This window comes from Mariniflexile soesokkakense (assembly GCF_039650365.1).
Classification (GTDB): domain Bacteria; phylum Bacteroidota; class Bacteroidia; order Flavobacteriales; family Flavobacteriaceae; genus Mariniflexile; species Mariniflexile soesokkakense.
In genome coordinates, this window is sequence record NZ_JAZHYP010000001.1 from 313,514 (window position 1) to 337,264 (window position 23,751).

Here is a 23,751-nt window from a genome sequence, read left to right on the forward strand (position 1 = left end):
GACTATAGAATTTTGGCTAAATATTCCATAGCTATTTCTGGGCTAGCCAAAATAGGTACTTTTTTATCGGCTTCTGAAAGTTGCCCCACTACCCTGGCCATAGAAGCTTGAGCCAACAAAATAACATCTACTTTTTCTGCTAATTCTTTTAATGCTGAAGCCACCATTTGGTCGTGTACTTCTGGTTTACCTCCCATTAAGGCTTCAAAAGCACCTTCACAAAGTTTGGAAGTTATTTCAATATCTTGGTTTAAAATAACGGCGCGTCTTCTTACTAAATCGCTTGTAGGCTCCAAAGTAGTTGGCAACGTTGCTATTACCCCCACGCGTTTCCCTAATTGTACTGCTGTATCTACCATGGGTTGATCGACACGTAATACAGGTACTTTTGTTAGCGGCACTGAACTTTCAACTGCTGCACCAATAGAGGAACAAGTTACCATAATATAATCGGCACCAGCTTCTTCGGCAGACCCAATGTAATTTACAACTCTGCGGGAGGTATCGGGTGTTACTTTACCACGTTCAATAGTGTTTTTTATTAAGCTATCATCAACAATATTAAATATTTTAATATCTTTTCCTTTTAAATGTTTATCAATCAACTCTTGGAATAAAGGTACTAAAGTTGCCGATGTATGTATTAATGCTAATGTTTTTGCCATGATATATTTTCTTTATGTTTTAAATTGTTTTTCTTCCTTTTTGCAAGGCTACAAAATAGGTTTCATCGCCTACTTGCCCGCCTTTTAAATTAACTTCTATATTGTTTATTGGTGAATTTGGAGCAAATGCACGACACATGGGAGCACCAATGAAAACGGGGGCTATCATTTCAACAGCTACAATACCCAATTCTCTAGCCACATAACTAGACGTATCACCTCCTGCTATAACCAATCGCTTAACAGGAATTTGTTCTAAAGCACGTCTAGCCGATTGACCTAAAATTTTACCAAAACGTTTTGCTGTTTGCGAACGAATCATTTGTTCATCCCAACCTTTTCTATTAAAAAATGATTTCGTTTCTTGAAATCTAGAATCTTCTGGTCCTTTTGATGTATGAAGAATAACACTCTTACCTGCTTTTAAAAAACTTGTTATTTTTTCTTGATAATCGTTAATTAACTTTGCTTCTGAATCCTCATTTTCTAAAGCTTCAACTGAAACTGCTATGTCTTCAAAACCATTGGCAACTGCCCAATTAATTTGAGATGCCGTAACAGGAGATACACTTCCCGAGAGCACCAATATAGGTTGACATTCTTCTAACACTTCCCAATCTGTTCGCTGTTTTAGTATTCCCACTTTCGACCAATAATCTCCTAAGGCCTTTTCAATACCTGATGAGCCTACTGAAAAAAGAGGTGCGTTTTCATTCACCTCGTTATCAAAAACTTCACCTATAATTTGCATTTGGTTTTCATACATAGCATCAAAAAACACAATTTGATTTCCTGATTCTGTTTCGGTGGAAAGTTTTTCTTTTACATCTAAAATGTCTTTATCTAAATCAACCAAGTCTATTAAACCCATTGGTTGGTTGGTTTGTTTTGACAGATGAATTCTTAAATCACTTTCGTGGGAAGGTGTAATAGGATGCTTGCTCATTGACGGATGCTTATCCAAACGATAAATAGCACCTTTACTACCAATACCCATGCGAGCATATAAATGTCCGAATGCGGAATAACGTCCCAAGTTTGGTGCTGCCACTAAAATAGGCGTAAATTTATTATTAAACGTATTAACGCCACATTGAATAGCAGTTCCAATATTTCCTATTTCCGGTGAAGAATCAAAGGTTGAACAAACTTTGTAATGTACATGCCGGGGTTTTAATTTTCTTAAAGACTGAAATGCTTCATCTAAAACGCTAGCCATTTCATCAGGAACCATGGCACGTGTCATACCTGCAACACCAATGGCATCCAAATCATTAAATTTTTCAAGAAGTTCTTTAGTTGGATTTTCAAGAAAAAGCACTGTTTTTGCTCCTGCACGACTTAAAAATTCGAGCGCATCGGTAGAACCCGTAAAATCGTCACCATAAAAGGCTAATAAAATATCTTTTGTTTTCTCCATGAAACTTAACCAAATTTAACAACCGATTCTCCAAACTCTTTATACTGTTTTGCTGTTTCTTCTAAAGTCATCCCTTTTACCGCCGAATCCCAAGCTTGGTGCAAAGCCCGGACACCACCAGTAGGACCTGATGGATGCGCCATAATGCCACCTCCTGCCATATAAAGCAAATTAGTTGTTTGGGTTCTTTTATAAGTTTCAAATGCTTGACCGCCCCATTGACCCGAAGATACCACTGGAATAACCGATTCGTTATTTAAAAACGGGGTGTGGCATGATTTAATGGAACGCACCACAGCATCGTCAGACTCCCAAAATTTATTTTTGATGCCATTCACATGCATTTGATCGACGCCTGCCAATCTCCAAATTTTATTATATGCCGGGAAATTTATACCTAAAAGTGGATGCCTGTTTAACATACCCCAACCATTCCTATGTCCGTGAATAGAGAGTTCTCCCCAATCACAAATTTGTTTTACACCTGCCCAACCTACACTGTTTATGCTTACCATAGCACAGGTTCCACCAGCATTTACAATGGTTTCATAATTGGTTTTCATGGTGTCTAAATCGCCAGTAACATTAAAAGCATACATGATTTTTTTACCTGTTTTATCAGCAAAATCGTTAATTACGTTCATAATCCGCTCCACGCGGGCTGCAAAAGGTGAATTTCCTGAAGAACCTAAAAGTTCATCGTCTTTAACAAAATCAATGCCCGCTTCTGCTAAGGTTTTAACCAAATTAGCTGTATATTCTGGTGTTAAACCCACACTTGGTTTTATTATAGTGCCAATCATTGGACGTTCTAAACCAACATTTGCTAATTGCTTGGTGCCTTTCATTCCAAACTTAGGACCTCGAAAATAGTTTTTATAAGACTCTGGTAATTCAAAATCATCTAATTTAAGACCTGTAAACTGGCGTAATTCGTATAAATTCCCTTGAAGAGTAGATATTAATAATGGAATGTTATATCCAAAATTTTCTACTGACCAAGATACTTTCACTTTGGCCTGTGTATAAACTTTATTCGCAATTACTTCACCAGGCATACTGGGTGAAGTAACTTCATTTAATATTTCAATAGACTCCACCCGAGCCGCAAAACGTGTTTTAAGTTCATCCGTTTCACCAGGTACCGATACAAAAGTTCCGCTAGATTGTTCGCCTGCTAACACAGCCGCAGCTTTTTCAACTGGGTAAGGCGTTTCTATAAGATACGTTGCTTGAATTCTTTCCATTTAATTAATTGTATAAAAATCAAATATTTACATTAAAAAACAACATGTGTTTATTAAGTCTTTATTTTTAAATTATGCTAAATGTATGAGTTTTTACTCAATTTTTATTTTATAATCAAACTTTGACCTTTATTATAAACCCTTGCTTCACTTAGGCTATTGTATTCTATTCTTTTATCTTCGCATAAAAAATTAAAATGCTAAAAGCTGTTATTTTTGATATGGACGGGGTAATTATTGAAAGTGAACCTCTGCACCATTACGCCTACTACAATATGTTTAAAGATGTTCATGTAGAAGTGAGCGATGCGCTTTACGAATCATTTACAGGGAAATCAACCATTAATGTTTGCAAAGAAGTCTGTGATATTTTTAAATTAAAAGAAACACCCGAATATTTGGTGTCTTTAAAAAGAAAGCATTTTGAATTTGTTTTTAATAACAGTCCTGATTTTGATTTAATTGAAGGTGTTTTAAATTTTATTAAAGACCTTCACGATAATGGTGTTACCTTGGTCTTAGGCTCATCTGCTACCATGCCGAGTATTGAACGCATTTTTAATCGTTTTGATTTGAATGCCTATTTTATTGCCAAATTAAGTGGTGCCGATTTAAAGCAATCGAAACCACATCCTGAAATTTTTATTAATTCAGTAAAAGCTTCGGGTTTTAAAACTAATGAATGCATGGTCATTGAAGATTCTACCAACGGTATTGAAGCTGCTAAAGGCGCTGGGGTGTTTTGCATTGGATATGATAATTTTCACTCTAAAAACCAAGATTACAGTAAAGCCGATTTAGTAATTAAAAAGTTTGAAGAAATTAACTTTGACAAGCTTAAACAGTTACTGTAATTTAACTAATTGCTTTTAGAAAATCTTCTTTTCTACGTGTTGAAACCTCTATCACTGAATTATCGATTAGCGTTACATAACCTCCCTTTCCTTTGGTGTATTTTTTTATATAATCTAAATTAATTAAGTGTGAATTGTGTACTCTAAAAAAATTACAATTGGCAAGTAACGCTTCAAATGATTTTAATGTTTTAGAAACCATAATTTTTTTAGAGTCTTTGGTAAAAATATTGGTGTAGTTTACATCGGCTTCACATCTAATAATATCAGACACTTCTAAAAACTCTAATCCGTCAATTGTTGGAATGGTGATTTTTTTCTGACCATCACTTTTAGAAACATTACTTAAAAGTGCATTTACTTTTTTTGTAAAATCTTTAGATTCAATTTTAGAGTTTAGCTTTTTGATTGCCAAATTAAAGTCATCTTCATCAATAGGTTTTAATAAATAATCTACTGCACTAAATTTAAAGGCTTGTACTGCAAAAGTTTCGAAAGCAGTGGTGAAAATCACTTCAAAAGCGTGATGATTAACTTCCATTAAAACATCAAAACCCGTTTTTTCATGAATCTGTACATCTAAAAATACAACATCAGGATTTAAGTTATCAATGGCTTTAATACCAGAATTTACCGTTGAAAATTTACCAATTAGGCTAATACTATCTTCAAAAGGTTTCAAAAGTTTTTCAACCCTATCAATACAATGCTGTTCGTCGTCTATTATAATAGCTTTTATCATATTTAATATGCTAATTGAAATGGAAGTTTAACCTCAACACGAACACCCTGTTCTTTATCTATCATTTTTACAGCTCCATTGGTACTTTTCTTCTGATTTATAATATCTATACGGCTTTTAGTAATACTAATGCCTAACGATTTGTTTTCAGACGAATTGGTATCAGTTTTTAGTGTTCTTCCTATGCCATTATCATCTACTGTACAAACAAGCATGTTACCTTCTTTCTTAATGTCAATATCTATATGTCCACCCGATACTTTTTTAGAAATACCGTGCCAAATACTATTTTCTATAAACGGTTGTAAAATTAGTGGCGGTACAAGAGTATTTTCAGCGTTAATGTTTTCATCTACATTTATTTTGTAGGTAAACTTGTTTTTTAACCGCATACTTTCTACTTGTAAGTATAAATCCAAAACTTTTAAATCGTCTTCTAATAAAATTTCACTTTGATTAGAATTTTCTAAAGTTTGGCGCATAATTTTTGCAAACTTGGTTAAATAGGTGCTAGCAGATTCTACATCGTTTTTTGATATATAATCGTTTATAGAGTTTAAAGAATTAAATATAAAATGCGGATTCATTTGAGCGCGTAAGGCTTTTAGCTCGGTATTGGCTACTTTAGTGTTAAATTCGGCTTCTTGTTTTTGGGTTACAGCGTCGCGTTTTCTTTTATACAGGAACAATCCTAAAATAGCCAAAGTTAATAGAACAGTACCTCCAGCTATAGCGCCGCTTTTTATTAGTTTTTGACGTTCAATTTCGGCGTTAGCTAGTGCTTGGTTTTTATCGTTTTCAGCCTTAACTAAATCGGCTTTTTTATCATATTCATATTTTACTTCTAATCGGGTAATTTCGTCTTTTAAGTCTTGTGAAGTTATACTGTCATTTATAACAATTGCCAATTCTTTAAACGCTAATGCATTTTTATAATCTCCCTTTTTAGCATATAATTTTGAAAATGAACTGTTTACATCTTTTTGAGTTTGTAAATTTCTGGTTTCCTTTGCAATTTCTAAGGCTTCATTTAAATGGGCATCAGCCTTTTTAAAACTACTAGTAGTTAAAGGCATTTCTAAAAACGCCTCACCAAGATAATATGTAACAATACCAAGGTTGTACTTATGCCCCAACTCTTTATATAAAGGCAAGGTCTGTTCCAAATAAAATACCGCCTTTTCATAATCGGGAACCGATGTGTAGGCTATTCCAATATTAGAAAGGGCATTTACCATTCCTAATTTAAAACCTATCTCTTTACAAATATTGTACGATTCTTGGTGTATTCCGATAGCTTTAAGTGGTTGGTTTAAATTGTCGTACGCATTTGCTAAATTAGCAAGCGCATTAGATATTGCTTTTTTACTACCTGTTTTTTTTAAAACTTCAACAGCCTGTTGGCTATACTTTAAAGCGAGGTCTAACTTATTTTCCATGCGGTTATAAACAATTCCAATATTGCTTAAAACATTGCCGTATTCTATGGTTTCGATTTTATTTTCATTTTCGTAGTGTCGCAATACTTTATTAAACGTTTCAACAGCTTTTGAATATTCATTTAAATACAATTGGCAAATCCCTATCCCATTTAGCATAGTTGCCATACCGGAATTGTCGTTTTTAGATTCAAAAAGATGGTAGCCTTTATAATAGTACTTAATCGCTTCTTCATAATTAGCCCAATTTTGATAAACTCTTGAAATGCCATACAAGGCTTTGCCAATGCCATCCAAATTATTCTTAGAAGTATAAATATCCAACGACTTATAATATAGTTTTAAAGCTAAAGAATCTTTACCCGCTGTTATGTAATTATGAGCTTTGTTAATATAAGCTCTTGCTAATTGCTCTTTGTAATTAAGTTTTTGGGCTAATGCTATGGCTTGGTCTGAAACTAACAATCCTTGTTCACTATTAATAGCTTCGTAATAGTAAGATAAACTGTTTAAAATATTTAACCTGATAGTATCGGGCTCTTTATGCTTTTTTAACAACTCGCTTAACGAATCAATCTTTTTTTGCTGAGCACCAACAAAAACAGAAAAAAGCAGAAGGATTATGGTTGGTAGTTGCCTTTTCATAAATACAATTTTATAAATGCTATTAATCAAAACTGTAAGTACAATACTTAAAATTAACTTTTTTTAAGATACAATCTAACTTTTAGAGCAAATAATAATTGAAGTATAGCAGAAAATAAATGTGTATAGTATTTATTTTCAATTTCATATAGTTTTATATAGCAATTAATCCATAAAACACAACATAATGAAACCAACATTATTTTATTTCTCGACTGCATTGACAATACTATTTTTAGTATCCAACAATGCTTATGCTAAAATTTGGCGTGTTAATAGCCAATCTAACTTCAACAATACTTCCAATTGGGGTGAAAATTATGGAGGTACTCCTTCCTACCCTGTTTTTAAACAAATTAATGAAGCCGTCGCAAGTGCAAGTGTTGTTGCTGGCGACACGTTACACATTGAAGGTTCTGTTATAACGTACAATGATGCTATAATTACGAAGCGATTGGTAATTATTGGACCTGGTTACTTTTTAACTGAAAACACCAATGTATCCAACACAACTTACGATGCTAAAATTGGATGGATTCAGTTTAACCCAGGTTCTGAGTATTCTCAACTTATAGGTATGAATATCATAAATGATGGAAATACTGCCGATGGCAAAGTGTATGTAACCGTGAATGATATAACCGTTAAACGTTGCAGAATGGAACGTGGGGTGCAATTTGGAACACTTCTGACTGATGTTTATATACTTCAAAATTATTTTGCAGCTGGCACAAATACTATATATACCAATGGTAATACTGCGTTTGTTTCACCTAGTAATATTTACTTTAATAATAATATTTGTTTAACAACGCTGCTTTGGGCAAATAAAAACATTCTGGAATGCAACAACAATGTTTTTGCAGGACCTGCGAATGTTTTAAATCTCGATTTTAATACTGGTTCTTTTAAAAATAACATATTAAAATCGGCCGGAATTACGGCAAATATTAATGGTGGTGCTAATAATAATGTGCAATACAATACGGTTTCCAATTCTGGTGTTTTTGTTGGAACCACTGGTAATGTTTGGGAGCCAAATATGACTGCTTTATTTGTAACCAATAGCACCTCCGATGGAAATTATAAACTACAAGCTGCAGCTACCAATAATGTAGCTGGTAGTGATGGTGCCGAGCGTGGAGCTTTTGGCGGTGCATCTGTAATCAAAAGATATACCCTTTCTGGTTTAGCCGCTATTCCTGTGGCTTATGATGTAACAACAAATGGCGTATCTCAACCTGGCACTGGCTTATTGGTAAGTGTGAAAGCAAGAACTATAAACTAAGCGCCATGAAAAAATCAATCCTAATTTGGTTTTTATATGTTACAATAGCGGGTATCTATGCACAATCGCCTATAACGCAAGTAGAATATTTTCTGGATTCGGATAATGGTTTTGGGAATAATACGCTCGTTGCTATTACACCAAATACCACTATTTCAGAAAACATTTTAGCTACCATCCCTCCTTCCACATCTATTGGTTATCATAAATTATATTTTAGAACCAAAGATACGGATGGCAATTGGAGCAAAACTACAAGAACCCATATAGAAATTATTAAACCTCAAACACAAAACAATGTGATTGTTGGCGAATATTATCTGGATAGCGACCCAACTTACTCGCAAGGAACCAGCTTTGTTATAAATCCACAAAGTACAGACATTACCCAAGATTTTATATCGCAAATACCTATCAATGCATCTATAGGCTACCATAAATTATACGGAAGAGTAAAAGACGTTTATGAAAACTGGAGTCACACCTTTCGAAAAAACATAGAAATTATTGAGAACAACGGAAATTTAGATATTGTTGAAATTGAATACTTTTTTGGAAGCGATTTAACCTTTGGAAATTCAAATATTATAACGGTTAGAAATCCGCAACCAGATCATACCGAGTTATTTCAAGTGCCATACCCTGCTGGACCTTATAATTTTAATGACGTGTTGTATGTTAGAACGAAAGACAGCTATGGCAAATGGTCTCACACTACTATTCTGGATGCCATAGATACTGGCTTAAACACTAATGAATTAGAAGTTAAAATGTTTTCATTATTTCCAAATCCCGTAAAAGATGTACTTCATATAAAATCAAATAATACGTTTTCGATTGAAACCATTTCAATTTATGACATGACAGGCAAAAATGTGTATAAAACCAACAAAAACAAACAGGTAATTAATATAAGCACTCTAAGTTCTGGAATCTATCTATTAAAACTAAATACATCCATTGGAAATGCCAGTTACAAAATATTGAAACAATAAAATATTTCTTATGAAAAATTTTAAAATTATATCGCTGTTCATTATTCCATTATTTCTTCTAGGATGTTTTGAGAATGGACTTTCAGGAACCTATATTGGGCAAGATGGTGCTTTTTTAGAAAAAATGACTTTCATATCTAATGATAAAGTTGAACTTACTTTTCTAGGCGCCACAACCGAAACCACATACGCAAAAGAAGGCAAAAAAGTAAAAATCAATAACGCTGGCGAAAACCAAATACTCACCATAACCGATACTGGTTGTTTAGATGGTGGCGGCTTTATTGGGACATATTGTAAAGAGTAACTAACATTAAAAATTTAAAAAAATGAAAACTATTAAAACAATTACAACCCTTTTCCTAATGTTAAGCTGTACTTTATTAAGTGCACAAAAAGATCCAAAAACAACGGTAGAAGAAATAGAAAGTAAGTGCGCAAGTACACCTACATCACAACGTGTAACCGTAAGTGTTTCCAGCTTTAATGTGGCAACCCCTACCGCCTATGCCAAATTTGGTGACGAACTTTCTCAAATGCTTACCAATGCCCTTCAAAATGTAAACTGCTTTAATGTATTGCTTAGTTTAAAGGACAGCAATGAAATTATGCAAGAGATAAACTTTGGAGAATCTGGAAATACACAAGCTGGTACGTCACCAAAAAGAGGCAATATGAAAGGCGCTCAAGTTATTGTTATGGGTAAAGTAACCGAATTTGCTTCGGGCGAAAGTAGTGCCGGAGCCATAGGAATAAAATTTGGAGGCAACAAAGCGCATATTGGGTTTATAATCCAATTAATTAATGCCGAAACCAGAGAATTAATTGATTCAAAATCGTTTAATGTTGACGGTAGAGCGAACGGGTTTAAAGGGCTTAAAATTGGGGGCTTAAATGTAGCAGGTTCTACACAAAACAACAAAGCTTTGGCCGATGCTACCGAAAAAGGCATCATTGAAGCTATTGAATATATTGTAGCTTCAAAAGATAAAATGCCGCTTCCTAAGGTTAACGACGTTAATTCTAAAAGTGGTTCATTTATATCTGTTTCGAATGCCGATTATGCTAAAGTAAAGTTATTGACAGACTTACTAGCTTCAAAAGGGAAAATATCTGACAAATCAATATCCAATGGTACAGGTTCATTTTGGTTAGAACATTCTGTAGCAAGTGATGCTATCGCCGATTTTATCAACACAAAATTAGGAAGCAAATTTAGTATTCAGTCTTTAGATGCTGGTGAGATAAGTTTGGTTGCGAAATAATTTTAAAATTCACTTTACTAAAAACTAATTCATGGACTTAAAACAAATCGATTTCGGGAAAACTTTACTTAAAGTTTTAGAGCTAATTATTGTAAAGCCTTTTACATTGCCCTGGCATGTTTACAAAAGTGCCTTATTAAATTTATCGAATGCGAATTCTGAAAATTCTGAAGAGAAAGTCTTATCGGCAGATTTTCCATTGTTTACATGGTTTATACGCATGTTCGATGCATTGATAGCTATTATTTATCCTATCGGAATTATTATAGCTTTAATTGCAGGACTTAACAAATATACTGGCGGATTTGGTAGCTTTTTAATAACCTTATTAGTTACATATTTTGCACCGCTAGGTTTAGGACTCATAAGAGAACTTTATCAAATCTCATTAAAAATGCTATTGTATTTAAAAATAATTTCTGCAAAATAAAATAAACAGAGTGTATCAAAAACCAACCTACTTTAAAACAGCATACCCAAAATTGACAGAGAAAGGCACACACCAAACAATAACATGGTTGTATTTAGTTAAATCTATGTTAGCGGGTAATGCGTAATCATAGTTACCACTAACCCCTTTTATTGCACCTAATGTTATATAATTAGCTCCAGAAGTATTTGTAGCTAAATATATTTCTAAAGAAGGACCACTATCTGTTTTGAAATTTGTTAGTGATAAAATAGTTTTTTCACTATTAATAGTTGCTTTTCCAGAAGTTGGGTGTGCGCTTGAAACAAAATCACCTTTATATAATGGTGTTCGCGTCATGTCTTGTATGTCCATTTTATCATCGTCCATCATTGGAGAATGAGAATTGGTACATGATTGAAACGTAATAAAAACAAAAAAAATTAAATAGAAAATACGCATGCCGTGTGGAATCAATTTTAAAAATTAACATTTTTGTCGAATTTCAAATTAAACCTTACAAAAATATGATTTATAGGTTTTTTTTAGCTTGATTCGCTGTTGTAATAATAGCCTTTAAGCGTTCCTTTCTAAGTTGTTCTTCACTCTTTTTCTTGTTCTTTTTTTGAACCATTAACTTAGAATGCTTCGCTTTGCTTTTTGTGTTTTTATCTCGACCTGTTTTTGCCATAGTAATCTTTACTTTTTATAAAACTTTGCGTAACCACGATATGCAAAAACAGCTAATAAAGCAATTATAGCAATGGTTATAGCTATAATATTAAAACTCGCAATTTGCTGTCCCGATTGGTAGGAGTGTAAACCCGATAAATAAAAATTAACCCCAAAATAAGTAAAAATAATACTTGAAAAAGCGACTATTGACATCAAATTATAAAACCATCTACTACGAAGTCCTGGAATTAATCGCATATGGATAACAAAGGCATAAACCATAATACTAATAAGTGCCCAGGTTTCCTTTGGGTCCCAACCCCAATAACGTCCCCAACTTTCATTTGCCCACATACCTCCTAAAAAATTTCCTATGGTTAGCATTACCAAACCTACCGTTAACGCCATTTCGTTAATTATGGTAAGTTCTTTAATATTCAAATCCATTTTAAGTTTATTCCTTTCTGTAGTGAAAATCATTAAAAATAGCACAACTACCCCCAAAATCATCCCTAAAGCAAACGGACCATAACTTGCCACAATTACCGCCACATGTATCATGAGCCAATAACTGTTTAAAACAGGTTGTAGGTTAGCAATGGCTGGGTCCATCCAATTCCAATGGGCAATCATTAACAACATAGCTGTTACAAATGCGGTTGATGCGATGGTTAAATCACTTTTTCTTCCAAAAGCCAATCCAAAAAACATGACTGACCATGCTACATAAATCATAGACTCATATGCATCACTCCATGGTGCATGACCAGAAATATACCAACGTGTAATCAACCCTAAAGTATGTATAACAAATAAGCCTAAAATGATGATTTTAAAAACGGTAACCGAAACATCTATTGCTTTACTATTTTCTTTAAAAATTTGAATAATTAATAGCACAAACAATAAACTACCAGCATACAAATACCAACTGAATAGCTTTTTAAATATATCGTACTTGTTATAAAGAATTTCTGCATTTATTTTTTTATCGGTTAACATTACCGAAGCACCCATTTGATGTTGGTTTTTTTTGAAAGCATCTAATAATTTTGTTGCTTCGGAAAAATCGCCCGTTTGTTTTGCCGTATTTACCGCATATAAATACATTTTGAAACCATTCTTCATAAAGTTTCCATATAAAGAATCTTGTATTTTATAATCGCCGTGTTGATAATCGTAAGCCGAAATCCACTTATTATTTTCATCATTTGGAATAGGAAATATTTTTAACGACATACCTTCAACTGTATTGTACAATAAATTCACACGCTGGTCGGCTTCTTTAAATTCCTTTTGAAAGGCATTAGGCGCAGTTGTTTTATAAGCTTCATCTAAATAAGGCGCTAATTTATAATCGCCTCTCTCGGTAAAAAAATCGGCCAAAGCCACGTACTTCGCGCTTTCATCTACACCAATAATATGCCTGATTGAATCGGCTTTTTTCATAGCCAAATAAATAATTGGTACATTATACCAAAGCATCGGGCTTTCTTGAATTGATAAAAATACTTGGTTCGCATCAAAACCGGCGTAAGTATCTTTTTTACTCAATTTTCGAAGCATTTCGGATGCATACGTGTTTACAGGCATCATACGCCCACTTAAATCTTGAATTACCAAATGCCCTAAGGCGTCGGTATGTTCTTTTGGAGTAATGTTCGCTGCTAATACAGAATCTATTTGGGTTTTGGTTGGTTTTGCGCTGTGGTTATGTCCATCGTTTTCAGAATGTGTTTGTGCGAAGGAATTCAACCCAAAACATAATACAAAAACACTCAAAAGTTTTGCTTTTTTGGCCTTTACTTTATCTAACTGATTTTTTAAATCTCCAAAACGAGACCCTTTCGTAAACAATATAGCCATCAATCCAAAATACAATAAAAAATAACCTATATAGGTAATTAAGGATCCCCAATAATCGTGGTTTACCGACAGAATAGTCCCTTTTTCATCAGGATCAAAACTAGATTGAAAAAAGCGATACCCCCTGTGATCTAATATATTGTTCATGAAAATCTTATAGTCAAAACTGCCTTCTTCCTCATCAACAACTGTTACTTGACTTGAATAGGCCGAATAACCATTTTCTGTTCCTGGGTAGCGTTCCGCTTCAAAATCGTTTAATTTTATGGCAAACGGTAACTCCATAACTTTAGAACCGTATTTAAACGCCATTTCCAATCCGCCAACCTGTAGTTGTTTAAAAGCATTGTTCATCCCTTTTCCTCCCAACAAACCTACACGTTGAGTTTCACCGTTAGTAGTTACTTTTAGGACAACGCCATCTTCATCGTTCTTTAAAATTTGAGATTTTTGAACAATATCAAAAACACCTTTAACAACGGGTTTTGGAAACACCAATTGCATATCGCCAATTACATAACGTGAACGTAGCATTAGTGGTTGTAAACTATCTTTTACCAAAACACCTTGAGCCATGGTTGCCATAACCATATACTCGCCTTCAAATGGAGATTGAATGATAAGTGCATCATTTTGATATGTAATATTGATAGCACCATCGGTCGGCTTATTCAATGCAAACAATACATTATGAATACTTTGCACCTCACCCACTTTTAAAAAGTGATTATGGGCTCCTCCGCCTCCTGCTTCAACTAATTTTAAATATTCCTCGCCTGTTTCATCTGGAATGATGTCTTCTTCTGCACCAACAATAAACTTTTCTAATTCAATGGTTACAGGCTGTTCGTGGTATTTTGTTTCAATCTTAAAATCGTTTTCCATCCGTCCTGAAAAATCAACTTCCCTTTCAAGAGGCAAACGTTGTAGCACACCATCAATTTCATAATCACCATCAATATAAGTGGTTATATATGTTTTTTGTGAAAGAAAGGTATTTTCGGTAGCACCCTCACGAATCGCCATCATACCTTCAAAACTAACATATCTAGTAATAAAAGCGCCTAATAGGATAAAAATAAAAGCCAAATGCAGCACCAATGTTGACCATTTTTCTTTTCTAAATAGTCTGAATCTAAAAATATTGCCCACAAAATTGATAACAAAAAACACCATAATAGCCTCGAACCACCATGCATTATAAATTAAATTTCTGGTATATGGTGTTGGTGATGTACCTTGACTGGCATCTAAAAACGTACCCGTAGCCATAGCTGCTGCAAATACTATAAATAAAATACCGGTAAGACGTGTTGAAAAAAGAATTTTGGAGAGTTTATTTTGCATAATACGAACCCATTTTAAGGTCGAGCAAATTTAAGTATTTAAGTTTATTTTAATGTGTTAAAGTTTGTGAAAAAGCCTCTAATATTTAGAGTTTCAAAGTTACAGAGTTTCAAAGGCTCAAAGTTTTCTGTATTTGTAAACTAAGACTGATACTGACAACTATTTATTGCGTGCTTCAAATATTTTTAAATACAAAAACGTTCCCATTTTACGGGCCCGCTGTTTGGCATTATTTGCGTAGTCACCTTCAAAGAGTTCATCAATGGTTTCAAACCAAAGGTTTAACCACAAACCAAAATGCAGTTCGGTAATACTATTATTATTTTCTTTATCTACTTTTACATGCACTTCCAACGGATTGCCTAAATACTTCGTTTTCAGAAACAAACTAGCTTCCCAAAAAGAAGTTAAGTTTTCTAAATGCGCATTCCAATCTTTTATAACACCATTAAAAAAAGGCCCTAAAACAACATCTTTTCTAACTTTTTTGTAAAATGATGATACTAATAAATACACATCGTCTCTGGTTTTAATATCTTTTTTCATAGATACAAAGCTATACTATTATTCTCGCTAAGCAACAAAGTCGCAAAGCTTCTTAGTTTCTAAGATGTTGTTAAAAATTTGTCCATTCATGTTAAATGGCTTTGCTGATTTGAAACTTTGCTACTTTTAACTTTCAACTTTCAACATAACTTATGTATTTTTGCCGTATGATTTCAGTAGTAATTCTCGGTGGTGGCAATGTCGCCTCTCATTTATTTAAAGCTTTGAATAAAACAGAACAAACATCTGTTGTTCAATGGTATAATAGAAGCATAAATTCTATTAATGAATTTAAAAATGAAGTAGCTATTATTGATGATCTATCACAACTTAAAGAAGCCGATTTATATATTTTAGCTGTAAGTGATGATGCTATTAAATCCCTTTCATCCCAACTTCCGTTTAAAAACAGATTGGTTGTGCACACATCCGGTGCAGCAAGTTTGTACGATATTGATAAAAAACACAAACGAGGTGTTTTCTATCCGCTACAAACCTTTAGCAAAACTGCTAAAATTGATTTTGCTAATGTACCTATTTGCATCGAAGCTTTAGAAAGTACAGATTATCATGTTTTAAAAAATTTAGCTAAAACCATTGGAAGCCCCACCAAGAAAGTAAATACCGACCAACGTAAAGTATTGCATCTTGCAGCTGTTTTTGTGAATAATTTTACCAATCAACTTTACAGAATAGCACATGAAATAACAGAAAGTGAAGGTGCTGAATTCGATCTTTTAAAACCCCTCATTTTAGAAACCGCTAAAAAAGTGCAAGACCTATCTCCGTATATGGCTCAAACAGGACCTGCAAAACGCAGCGATAAAAAAACCTTAAAGAAACATTTAAAACTTTTACAAGACACTCAACATAAAGACATTTACAACCTATTAACAAGCTCTATACAACGCACTCATGGAAGAAAAAAGCTATAAAGAATATTTGAATCATATCACCACGTTTATTTTTGACGTAGATGGCGTATTAACCAATGGTACTGTCTTAGTAACAACCTCGGGAGAACTTTTAAGAACCATGGGCATTAAAGATGGATATGCTCTAAAATTTGCCGTAAGTGCAGGTTATAATGTGGCTATTATTTCGGCAGGTACCAATGAAGGTGTTAAATTACGTTTAGAGGGCTTGGGTGTTAAAGACGTGTATCTTGGAGCGCACGATAAAATAAAACAATTTGAAACCTATATAAAAAACAATAATATCAAGCCTGAAAACATCCTGTATATGGGTGATGATGTTGCCGATTTTCCTGTAATGAAAGTCGTGGGTTTGCCAACGTGTCCACAAGATGCCATCCCTGAAATTAAAGGAATTTCTAAATACATATCGCACAAAAAAGGTGGCGAAGGTGCTGCCAGAGATGTTATTGAGCAAGTTTTAAAAGTACAAGGGAAATGGGCGTTGTAAAAAGTGGTTTTATATTATTTAGTATTTTAAGTTTTAATGCCTTTTCTCAAGATATAGATTCAACTACAGTCATCAAATTTTCAATAGTTGATGAAATTCCTATAACTCAAGATTGTAAACCAAAATGGGAAAAAGAAAAACTTAGAAAATGTGTTATGCATAGTATTAATATGCACGTTAATAAAAAATTTAATGTTGGTTTAGCAGCTGAAATAGGATTAAGTGGCAGAATAAAAGTCACGAATACTTTCACTATTGATACTGAAGGCAATATAGTTGATATTAGAATTACAAGTCCTAATGACAGATTAAATGAAGAAGCAATAAGAGTTCTTAAATTACTACCAAAAATGACACCTGGAAAGCAAAATGGAAAATTAGTTCAAGTAGAATATGAATTTCCTATTATTTTTAATGTTCAAGATTAATGAACCTCTTAAACCTCATCCGCTGGAAAAATTTATTGATGATTGCCATTGTGCAATTACTAATTAAATATGCGCTTTTAGAGCCCTTTGGAGTTCAAACCAGTTTGAATACTTCAGAAATCACTCTACTAATTATTGCCACCATTTGCATTGCAGCTGCTGGAAATATTATAAATGACATTTACGATGTTGAAACCGATTTTATAAACAAACCAGATAAACTTATTGTTGGCAAATCCATTTCAGAAAAAACAGCCTACAACTTATTTATTGCCTTCAACGTTGCTGGAGTTGGTGTTGGTTTTTACCTGTCTAATTTAGTTGATAGAAGTGCCTTTTTCTCGTTGTTTGTAATCGTTTCCGTGCTACTTTACGTGTACGCTAGCTATTTAAAACAAACTGTTTTAATTGGTAATATTATTGTTTCGGTTTTAGTAGCGCTTACCCTTATTATTATTGGGGTGTTTGAGTTGCTGCCTTCAATTACGAGCCTAAACCAGCAAACACAACTCACCTTTTTTAAAATTATTTTTGATTATGCAGTATTTGCATTCGCTATTAATTTACTTCGGGAAATAACTAAAGATATTGAAGACATTAACGGTGATTACAAAGCAGGTATGAACACCTTACCTATTGCTATTGGCACAGAACGTGCTTCAAAAGTGTTGTTTACATTATCAATAGGTATTTTATTAGCTGTTGTTTATTACGTAATTAATTCACTTTATAAAAATCAAATAGCAGTACTGTACTTTTTGGTTTTTATTATCGGCCCTCTACTCTACGCATGTATTAAAATTTTTAGTGCTAAGACAAAAAAAGATTTTCATTATATAAGCAATGTGCTTAAATTAGTGATGTTTTTTGGAATGCTTTCACTACTTTTATACAAGTATATTCTATTATAATGCTGAACGAAAAACTAAAAAACCACAACATTATTTTAGCTTCAGGCTCTCCCAGAAGACAAGAGTTTTTTAAAACATTAGGGTTGAATTTTGAAATCCGATTAAAACCCATTACCGAAGAATATCCACCACGCTTAAAACACTTTGAAATAAGCGATTATTTAGCACAACTAAAAGCATTGCCTTTTAAGAATGAACTGAAAGAAAACGATATCCTTATTACTAGTGATACCATTGTTTGGCATAACAATAAAGCTTTAGGAAAACCTAAAAGCGAAACAGACGCTTTTCAAATTATAAAATCGTTAAGTGATACCACGCATGAGGTTATTACTTCGGTTTGTTTTACAACAAAAACTTTCGAAAAAACGTTAAATGCCATTACCAAAGTTACCTTTAAAGATTTATCTGATAAAGAAATTTCATACTACATAAACACCTTTAAACCATTTGATAAAGCTGGCGCATACGGCATTCAAGAATGGATAGGGCTTATAGGTGTTACAAAAATTGAAGGCTCCTATTTTAATGTTATGGGCTTGCCATCACACATTGTTTACAAAACATTAAACGATATCGTTAATGATTTGTGAAAACTGAAAATACAACATGACCATGTTACGTTTCTAACGTATCTTTGTTTTTCATTCAATTCTAATAAAATTTAAAATGTTTTTTGAAACCTACAAAAGCGAATTCATTATAACCGGATTTCTACTTCTTTTCCTACTCATTATTCGATTTATTTTAACGAGACTCATAACTAAAATATCACGAAGAAACGGCATTAACCTAGCACGTATTCATCTAATTAACAGATACGTATCGGTTACACTTCTTTTAATAGGACTTCTTATTATTCCTTTTATTTTTGGAGCACAGCCACGCGAGCTAGCACTTGTTTTTTCTTCTGTTTTTGCTGTTATTGGTATTGGCTTATTTGCTATTTGGTCTATTTTAAGCAATATAACTTCGGGCATTATTATGTTCTTTTCGTTTCCTTATAAAGTAGGGGACAAAATTCAAATACACGATAAAGATTTTCCTCTTGAAGGCATTATTGAAGATATTAGAGCCTTTCAGCTACACTTGCGTTTAGAGAACGGGGACTTAGTAACCTACCCAAACAATTTAATGTTACAAAGAGCGGTTACACTTGTTGAAAAAGACGCTATAGACGATGATAGTATAGACGATATTTAATTTAAATATTTCATATATTTATTGAATGGCGAAAAACAGAATTAAAAAGCAGCATAAAAAGTTAGGGAAAGCACCTGGCAGTATTATTTATACCGGTGAAAAATCAACTAAAAAATTATTTGTAGAAGTTTTTGATTATAACATTGAAAAATGTGTAGAAAAAGAACTATATACAGTTGAAGAAGCCTTCGATTTTAAACATTCCGACTCTATAACATGGATAAATATTAACGGCTTAAACCATGTTGAAGATATAGAAAAACTAGGCAATCACTACAATTTACACCCACTTGTTTTAGAAGATCTTGTAAGCATTTCGCAACGCCCAAAAATAGATGAGTATGAAGACTACCTATTTGTTGTGGTTAAAATGCTCTATATAGACAAAAGCGACAACATTGCTTCAGAACAAGTCAGTTTTGTTTTAGGAAAAGGCTATGTATTATCGTTTCAAGAATCTGAAGGCGATGTATTTGATGCTGTTAGAGAAAGAATAAGACAAGGCAAAGGTAGAGCACGAAGCATGCAAGCCGATTATTTACTTTACATATTAATGGATGCTATTGTAGACCATTACTTTACCATAATTGAAGATTTAGGAGATAAAATTGAAGATTATGAAGACAGTATTTTTTCTGGGCAAGTAAATAAAACCATCAACAAAGACATTCAAGATTTAAAACGAGAAATACTTCGTATACGACGGGCCATTTTTCCGCTTCGCGAAGTTATTAATCGCATTGAAAAACACGAAAGCACACTTATTCTTAAAAAAACAAAAACCTTTTATCGCGATATTTACGATCACTTAATTCAAGTCTCTGAAAATATAGACATTTACCGAGAAATGATTTGGAGTTTAATGGACATGTACATGACCACCATTAGCAATAAAATGAATGAGGTTATGAAAGTGCTTACCATAATGGCATCCATTTTTATTCCACTAACCTTTATTGCAGGTATTTACGGTATGAATTTCGATTACATTCCCGAACTACATTACAAGTACTCTTATTTTATCTTATGGATTGTTATGATTGTCATGTTTTTAGGCATGCTTTACTATTTTAAACGGAAAAAATGGTTATGAATTAGATCTCTGTCAATCTGACATTTATAAAAACCAAAACCATTTATAAAAGGCATTTGGTATGTTTTTTGAAATTATTCAATACGAACAAATTGTGTAATCTAAAATATATCAAAAATGAAAACACTTAAATTTATTCCAATTTTCTTTCTTTTATTTTTTAACTGCACTGCTCAAAACAAACAAAAAACTGAAGAAAAAGCACTAAAACCGGACGAAAACATTCAAGTTAATAAAGAATATGATGAGTACGGAAATTTAACAAAGTACGATTCAATTTACTCCTATAGCTATTCTTCTAATGGAAAACTAAATGATAGCTTAAAAATGCAATTCCAAAAACATTTTAACAATCATTCATTCTTTAATGATTCTTTTTTTGATGATTTCTTTAAACAAGATTCCATTTCCGGGCATTTCAACCCACAAAACTTTTTTTATGATGGTTTTATGAATCAAGATGAACACATAAAAAGCATGATGAAGCGTATGGACTCTATCCAACAACAGTTTTTTAACCAAAATTTCCAGAGTATCATTCCTGCTGAACCTCAAAAAAAAGATTTAAAAAAAATTTAAGGGGATGTTTCCAAACCGTTAAATAAAGATTAAAACCAGCATAAATGCTGGTTTCTTTTTTATATTTGGTTTTAGCTAACTAAACAAACATGCAAAGAGTTCTTCCTACTTTTATATTATCATTTTTAATTTTCACGTTTTCACAAGCCCAAAAACCCACAACCTCTTCATCATCAGAGATTTTTGAATCTATTCAAAAACTTAATTTTTTAGGTTCTGTATTATATATTGCCGCTCATCCAGACGATGAAAACACCCGGTTAATTTCATACATGGCAAACCATGAAAAAGCCAGAACCGCATATTTGTCAATAACAAGAGGCGATGGTGGACAAAACCTTATTGGTACTGAAATAAGAGAGCTTTTAGGCGTAATTAGAACCCAAGAACTATTAGCCGCAAGACGTATTGATGGTGGTGAACAACTATTTACCCGTGCAAACGATTTTGGCTATTCTAAAGACCCCGAAGAAACTTTAACTATTTGGAACAAAGATGCTGTTTTAAGTGATGTGGTTTTGGCTATTAGGAAGTTTAAACCAGATATTATTATTAACCGTTTTGACCATAGAACTCCAGGAACCACACACGGACACCACACCAGTTCTGCCATGTTAAGTTTTGAGGCTTTTGATTTGGCTGGAGACAAATCGGCATTCCCAAACTTACTAAAAGACGCCAGCGTTTGGCAACCTAAACGTTTGTTTTTTAATACAAACTCGTGGTTTTACAGAAACCAAGAGGATTTTGATAAAGCCGATAAAAGTAATATGCTAAGTTTTGATATTGGTACCTATTATCCATTAAAGGGCATGTCGAATAACGAAATAGCCTCTTTGGCAAGCAGTCAACATTTATGTCAAGGTTTCGGGCGGTTATCCCAACGTGGGTCTCAAAAAGAATATATCGAGTTTTTAAAAGGCGATGCCTTAACAAATAATACAAACATTTTTGATGGCATCGATACCTCTTGGAATCGTATAAAAGAAGGCAAAGCTATTGGCTCTATTTTATATGCTATTGAAAATAATTTCAATTTTAAACACCCTTCAATACATGTTCCTCAGCTAATGGAAGCTTATAAATTACTCCAAAATATTGAGGACGAACATTGGAAATCTCAAAAAATTAAAGAATTAAAATCGATTATTGAAATGTGTGCTGGTTTGTATTTAGAAGCATCAGCCGAAACTCCAACAGGCACATTAAATCAAACTATAAAAATTAATATTGAGGCTTTAAATAGAAGCGGACAAAGTATTGTTTTAGAGAATATTACACAAAGTGATGGAAAAACGATTTCAAAAAATTTAGAATTGAAAAATAACGATTCTGAAAAGTTTGATACCAGTTATTTTATTTCAAACAATGAGCCTTACACATCGCCTTATTGGCTAAATAAAAAAGGCTCTTTAGGAATGTACGAGGTTGAAAACAACTCGCTCATAGGGTTACCGGAAACGCCTAGAAATGTTGTGGTTAACTTCAATTTAAAAATTAACAATACAGCAATTACTTTCAGTAAACCTGTTGTGTATCGTTACTCAAAACCAGACAAAGGTGAATTGTATCGTCCTTTTGAAATCATCCCTGAAGCTTCAGCTAGAATTTCGGAAAAAGTTATCATTTTCAACAATGATAAACAACACGACATTAATGTGATTGTAAAAGCAGGTCGTGATAATTTAGAAGGTTTTGTTGAAGTTTGCCACCCAAAAGATTGGAACGTATATCCTGAAAAACAAAAAGTAAACATCAGCCATAAAGGTGAAGAGCAAATGGTAACATTCACAATAGTTCCTCCTAAAAATCAAGATGAAGGGTATATAAGTCCTATTGTTCATGTGAATCATAAAGATTATACGAAAGAACTCATCGAAATCAATTACGAACACATTCCATTTCAAACAGTTTTACTGCCAAGTGAAAGCAAAATAGTGCGTTTAGACATAAAAAAGAAAGGCGAAAATATTGCTTATATTGCTGGTGCTGGAGATGTAATTCCAGAAAGTTTAAAACAAATTGGCTATAACGTTTTAACTATAAAACCCGATGATATTAGCTCTGAAACTTTAAGTAGATTTGATGCTGTGGTAGTGGGAATAAGAGCCTATAATACGGTTGAAAATTTAGAGTATAAACAACAATTGCTATTCGATTTTGTTGCCAATGGCGGTAATATGATTGTACAATACAATACCAGCAGAGGATTAAAAGCAGATAATATAGCGCCTTACGCTTTAAAATTATCAAGCGATAGAGTAACCGATGAAAATGCCGAAGTGCGTTTTTTAAATCCGAATCACCCCCTTTTAAACTATCCAAACAAAATCACCCAAAAAGATTTTGAAGGTTGGACCCAAGAACGTGGTTTGTATTTTCCAAATTCATGGGCTAATGAATTTACTCCTATTTTATCTATGAACGATAAAAATGAAACATCTAAAGAAGGAAGTTTATTGGTAGCAAAATACGGTAAAGGCTATTATATATATACCGGTTTAAGCTTTTTTAGAGAATTTCCTGAAGGTGTTTCGGGTGCGTATAGATTGTTTGCCAATATGTTATCTATAGGAAAAGAAGATTTAAAATTAGAATCTAAATTAAACGATTAGCCATGAACAAAGAAAAACAACATAAACAACCTTGGCTAAAACTATACTCCATCGTTTTAATTGCTAATGCCATTTATTTTATAATGTTCTATCT

24 protein-coding genes are annotated in these 23,751 nt (G+C 33.2%); 15 read left to right on the forward strand and 9 right to left on the reverse strand.

Translation table 11 applies throughout. From position 1 onward, the window contains the following. Positions 1-2: 2 nt before the first annotated feature. The 3 genes from VP395_RS01305 to VP395_RS01315 are packed head-to-tail and all read right to left on the reverse strand — an operon-like array spanning position 3 to position 3,332. Positions 3-665 (reverse strand): aspartate/glutamate racemase family protein, encoded by a 663-nt coding sequence (locus VP395_RS01305; protein ID WP_346239896.1) that lies wholly within the window; start codon positions 663-665, stop codon positions 3-5. A gap of 19 nt (positions 666-684) precedes the next feature. Continuing rightward, entirely contained in the window at positions 685-2,085 is a 1,401-nt protein-coding gene (locus VP395_RS01310; RefSeq protein WP_346239897.1) for a four-carbon acid sugar kinase family protein, read from the reverse strand. 5 nt (positions 2,086-2,090) lie between these two features. Then, positions 2,091-3,332 carry a ribulose-bisphosphate carboxylase large subunit family protein gene (locus VP395_RS01315; protein ID WP_346239898.1) on the reverse strand — a complete coding sequence of 414 codons (1,242 nt, stop codon included), beginning with the start codon at positions 3,330-3,332 and terminating at the stop codon, positions 2,091-2,093. A 197-nt stretch (positions 3,333-3,529) separates the two neighbouring features. Here VP395_RS01315 and VP395_RS01320 point away from each other — a divergent pair, with 197 nt between their 5' ends. Next, complete coding sequence (locus VP395_RS01320; protein WP_346239899.1) at positions 3,530-4,186, forward strand: HAD family hydrolase; 657 nt, start codon at positions 3,530-3,532, stop codon at positions 4,184-4,186. Position 4,187: 1 nt separating this feature from the next. Here VP395_RS01320 and VP395_RS01325 read toward each other — a convergent pair whose 3' ends face one another. Together VP395_RS01325 and VP395_RS01330 are read right to left on the reverse strand one after the other, a co-directional pair. After that, complete coding sequence (locus tag VP395_RS01325; RefSeq protein ID WP_346239900.1) at positions 4,188-4,928, reverse strand: LytR/AlgR family response regulator transcription factor; 741 nt, start codon at positions 4,926-4,928, stop codon at positions 4,188-4,190. A 2-nt stretch (positions 4,929-4,930) separates the two neighbouring features. Continuing rightward, positions 4,931-7,012, reverse strand: coding sequence for a tetratricopeptide repeat-containing sensor histidine kinase (locus VP395_RS01330; protein ID WP_346239901.1), 2,082 nt, complete (start codon positions 7,010-7,012; stop codon positions 4,931-4,933). Positions 7,013-7,199: 187 nt separating this feature from the next. Between VP395_RS01330 and VP395_RS01335 the strand changes: the two genes are divergently transcribed. Genes VP395_RS01335 through VP395_RS01355 form a run of 5 tightly spaced genes read left to right on the forward strand, consistent with a single transcriptional unit; the run spans position 7,200 to position 10,990 of the window. Next, on the forward strand, positions 7,200-8,300 hold the full coding sequence (locus VP395_RS01335) for a hypothetical protein (RefSeq protein WP_346239902.1): 1,101 nt from the start codon (positions 7,200-7,202) through the stop codon (positions 8,298-8,300). A 5-nt stretch (positions 8,301-8,305) separates the two neighbouring features. Further along, entirely contained in the window at positions 8,306-9,295 is a 990-nt protein-coding gene (locus VP395_RS01340; protein WP_346239903.1) for a T9SS type A sorting domain-containing protein, read from the forward strand. 10 nt (positions 9,296-9,305) lie between these two features. Further along, positions 9,306-9,602, forward strand: a complete 297-nt coding sequence (locus tag VP395_RS01345; protein WP_346239904.1) for a hypothetical protein — start codon at positions 9,306-9,308, stop codon at positions 9,600-9,602. Between the two features lie 22 nt (positions 9,603-9,624). Continuing rightward, positions 9,625-10,560 carry a CsgG/HfaB family protein gene (locus VP395_RS01350; RefSeq protein ID WP_346239905.1) on the forward strand — a complete coding sequence of 312 codons (936 nt, stop codon included), beginning with the start codon at positions 9,625-9,627 and terminating at the stop codon, positions 10,558-10,560. A 31-nt stretch (positions 10,561-10,591) separates the two neighbouring features. Further along, entirely contained in the window at positions 10,592-10,990 is a 399-nt protein-coding gene (locus tag VP395_RS01355) for a hypothetical protein (RefSeq protein WP_346239906.1), read from the forward strand. A gap of 27 nt (positions 10,991-11,017) precedes the next feature. Here the strand turns inward: VP395_RS01355 and VP395_RS01360 are convergent, their stop codons facing one another. From VP395_RS01360 to VP395_RS01375, 4 genes are all read right to left on the reverse strand, one after another. Next, complete coding sequence (locus tag VP395_RS01360) at positions 11,018-11,446, reverse strand: DM13 domain-containing protein (RefSeq protein ID WP_346239907.1); 429 nt, start codon at positions 11,444-11,446, stop codon at positions 11,018-11,020. Between the two features lie 55 nt (positions 11,447-11,501). Then, positions 11,502-11,660 (reverse strand): hypothetical protein, encoded by a 159-nt coding sequence (locus VP395_RS01365; protein WP_346239908.1) that lies wholly within the window; start codon positions 11,658-11,660, stop codon positions 11,502-11,504. Between the two features lie 8 nt (positions 11,661-11,668). Next, positions 11,669-14,857 (reverse strand): cytochrome c biogenesis protein, encoded by a 3,189-nt coding sequence (locus VP395_RS01370; RefSeq protein WP_346239909.1) that lies wholly within the window; start codon positions 14,855-14,857, stop codon positions 11,669-11,671. A gap of 159 nt (positions 14,858-15,016) precedes the next feature. Further along, the gene (locus VP395_RS01375) at positions 15,017-15,403 is read right to left on the reverse strand and encodes a group III truncated hemoglobin (protein ID WP_346239910.1); all 387 of its coding nucleotides are present in this window, start codon (positions 15,401-15,403) and stop codon (positions 15,017-15,019) included. 167 nt (positions 15,404-15,570) lie between these two features. Between VP395_RS01375 and VP395_RS01380 the strand changes: the two genes are divergently transcribed. The 9 genes from VP395_RS01380 to VP395_RS01420 all read left to right on the forward strand — a co-directional run bounded on the left by VP395_RS01380 (position 15,571) and on the right by VP395_RS01420 (position 23,657). Next, positions 15,571-16,338, forward strand: coding sequence for a Rossmann-like and DUF2520 domain-containing protein (locus VP395_RS01380; protein WP_346239911.1), 768 nt, complete (start codon positions 15,571-15,573; stop codon positions 16,336-16,338). Then, positions 16,319-16,828: a KdsC family phosphatase gene (locus VP395_RS01385; protein WP_346239912.1), complete on the forward strand. Its 510-nt coding sequence runs from the start codon at positions 16,319-16,321 to the stop codon at positions 16,826-16,828. Before VP395_RS01380 ends, VP395_RS01385 begins: the two co-directional genes overlap by 20 nt. Next, positions 16,816-17,256 carry an energy transducer TonB gene (locus tag VP395_RS01390; protein ID WP_346239914.1) on the forward strand — a complete coding sequence of 147 codons (441 nt, stop codon included), beginning with the start codon at positions 16,816-16,818 and terminating at the stop codon, positions 17,254-17,256. Before VP395_RS01385 ends, VP395_RS01390 begins: the two co-directional genes overlap by 13 nt. After that, complete coding sequence (locus VP395_RS01395) at positions 17,256-18,167, forward strand: geranylgeranylglycerol-phosphate geranylgeranyltransferase (protein WP_346239915.1); 912 nt, start codon at positions 17,256-17,258, stop codon at positions 18,165-18,167. The genes VP395_RS01390 and VP395_RS01395 overlap by 1 nt, the downstream gene beginning before the upstream one ends. Next, on the forward strand, positions 18,167-18,760 hold the full coding sequence (locus VP395_RS01400; protein ID WP_346239916.1) for a Maf-like protein: 594 nt from the start codon (positions 18,167-18,169) through the stop codon (positions 18,758-18,760). The genes VP395_RS01395 and VP395_RS01400 overlap by 1 nt, the downstream gene beginning before the upstream one ends. A 76-nt stretch (positions 18,761-18,836) precedes the next feature. Continuing rightward, positions 18,837-19,370 carry a mechanosensitive ion channel domain-containing protein gene (locus tag VP395_RS01405; protein ID WP_346239917.1) on the forward strand — a complete coding sequence of 178 codons (534 nt, stop codon included), beginning with the start codon at positions 18,837-18,839 and terminating at the stop codon, positions 19,368-19,370. Positions 19,371-19,395: 25 nt separating this feature from the next. Continuing rightward, on the forward strand, positions 19,396-20,463 hold the full coding sequence (corA, locus tag VP395_RS01410) for a magnesium/cobalt transporter CorA (protein ID WP_346239918.1): 1,068 nt from the start codon (positions 19,396-19,398) through the stop codon (positions 20,461-20,463). A gap of 117 nt (positions 20,464-20,580) precedes the next feature. Further along, positions 20,581-21,042 carry a hypothetical protein gene (locus VP395_RS01415; RefSeq protein ID WP_346239919.1) on the forward strand — a complete coding sequence of 154 codons (462 nt, stop codon included), beginning with the start codon at positions 20,581-20,583 and terminating at the stop codon, positions 21,040-21,042. A gap of 89 nt (positions 21,043-21,131) precedes the next feature. Continuing rightward, positions 21,132-23,657 (forward strand): PIG-L family deacetylase, encoded by a 2,526-nt coding sequence (locus tag VP395_RS01420; protein WP_346239920.1) that lies wholly within the window; start codon positions 21,132-21,134, stop codon positions 23,655-23,657. The last annotated feature ends 94 nt before the right edge of the window (positions 23,658-23,751 follow it).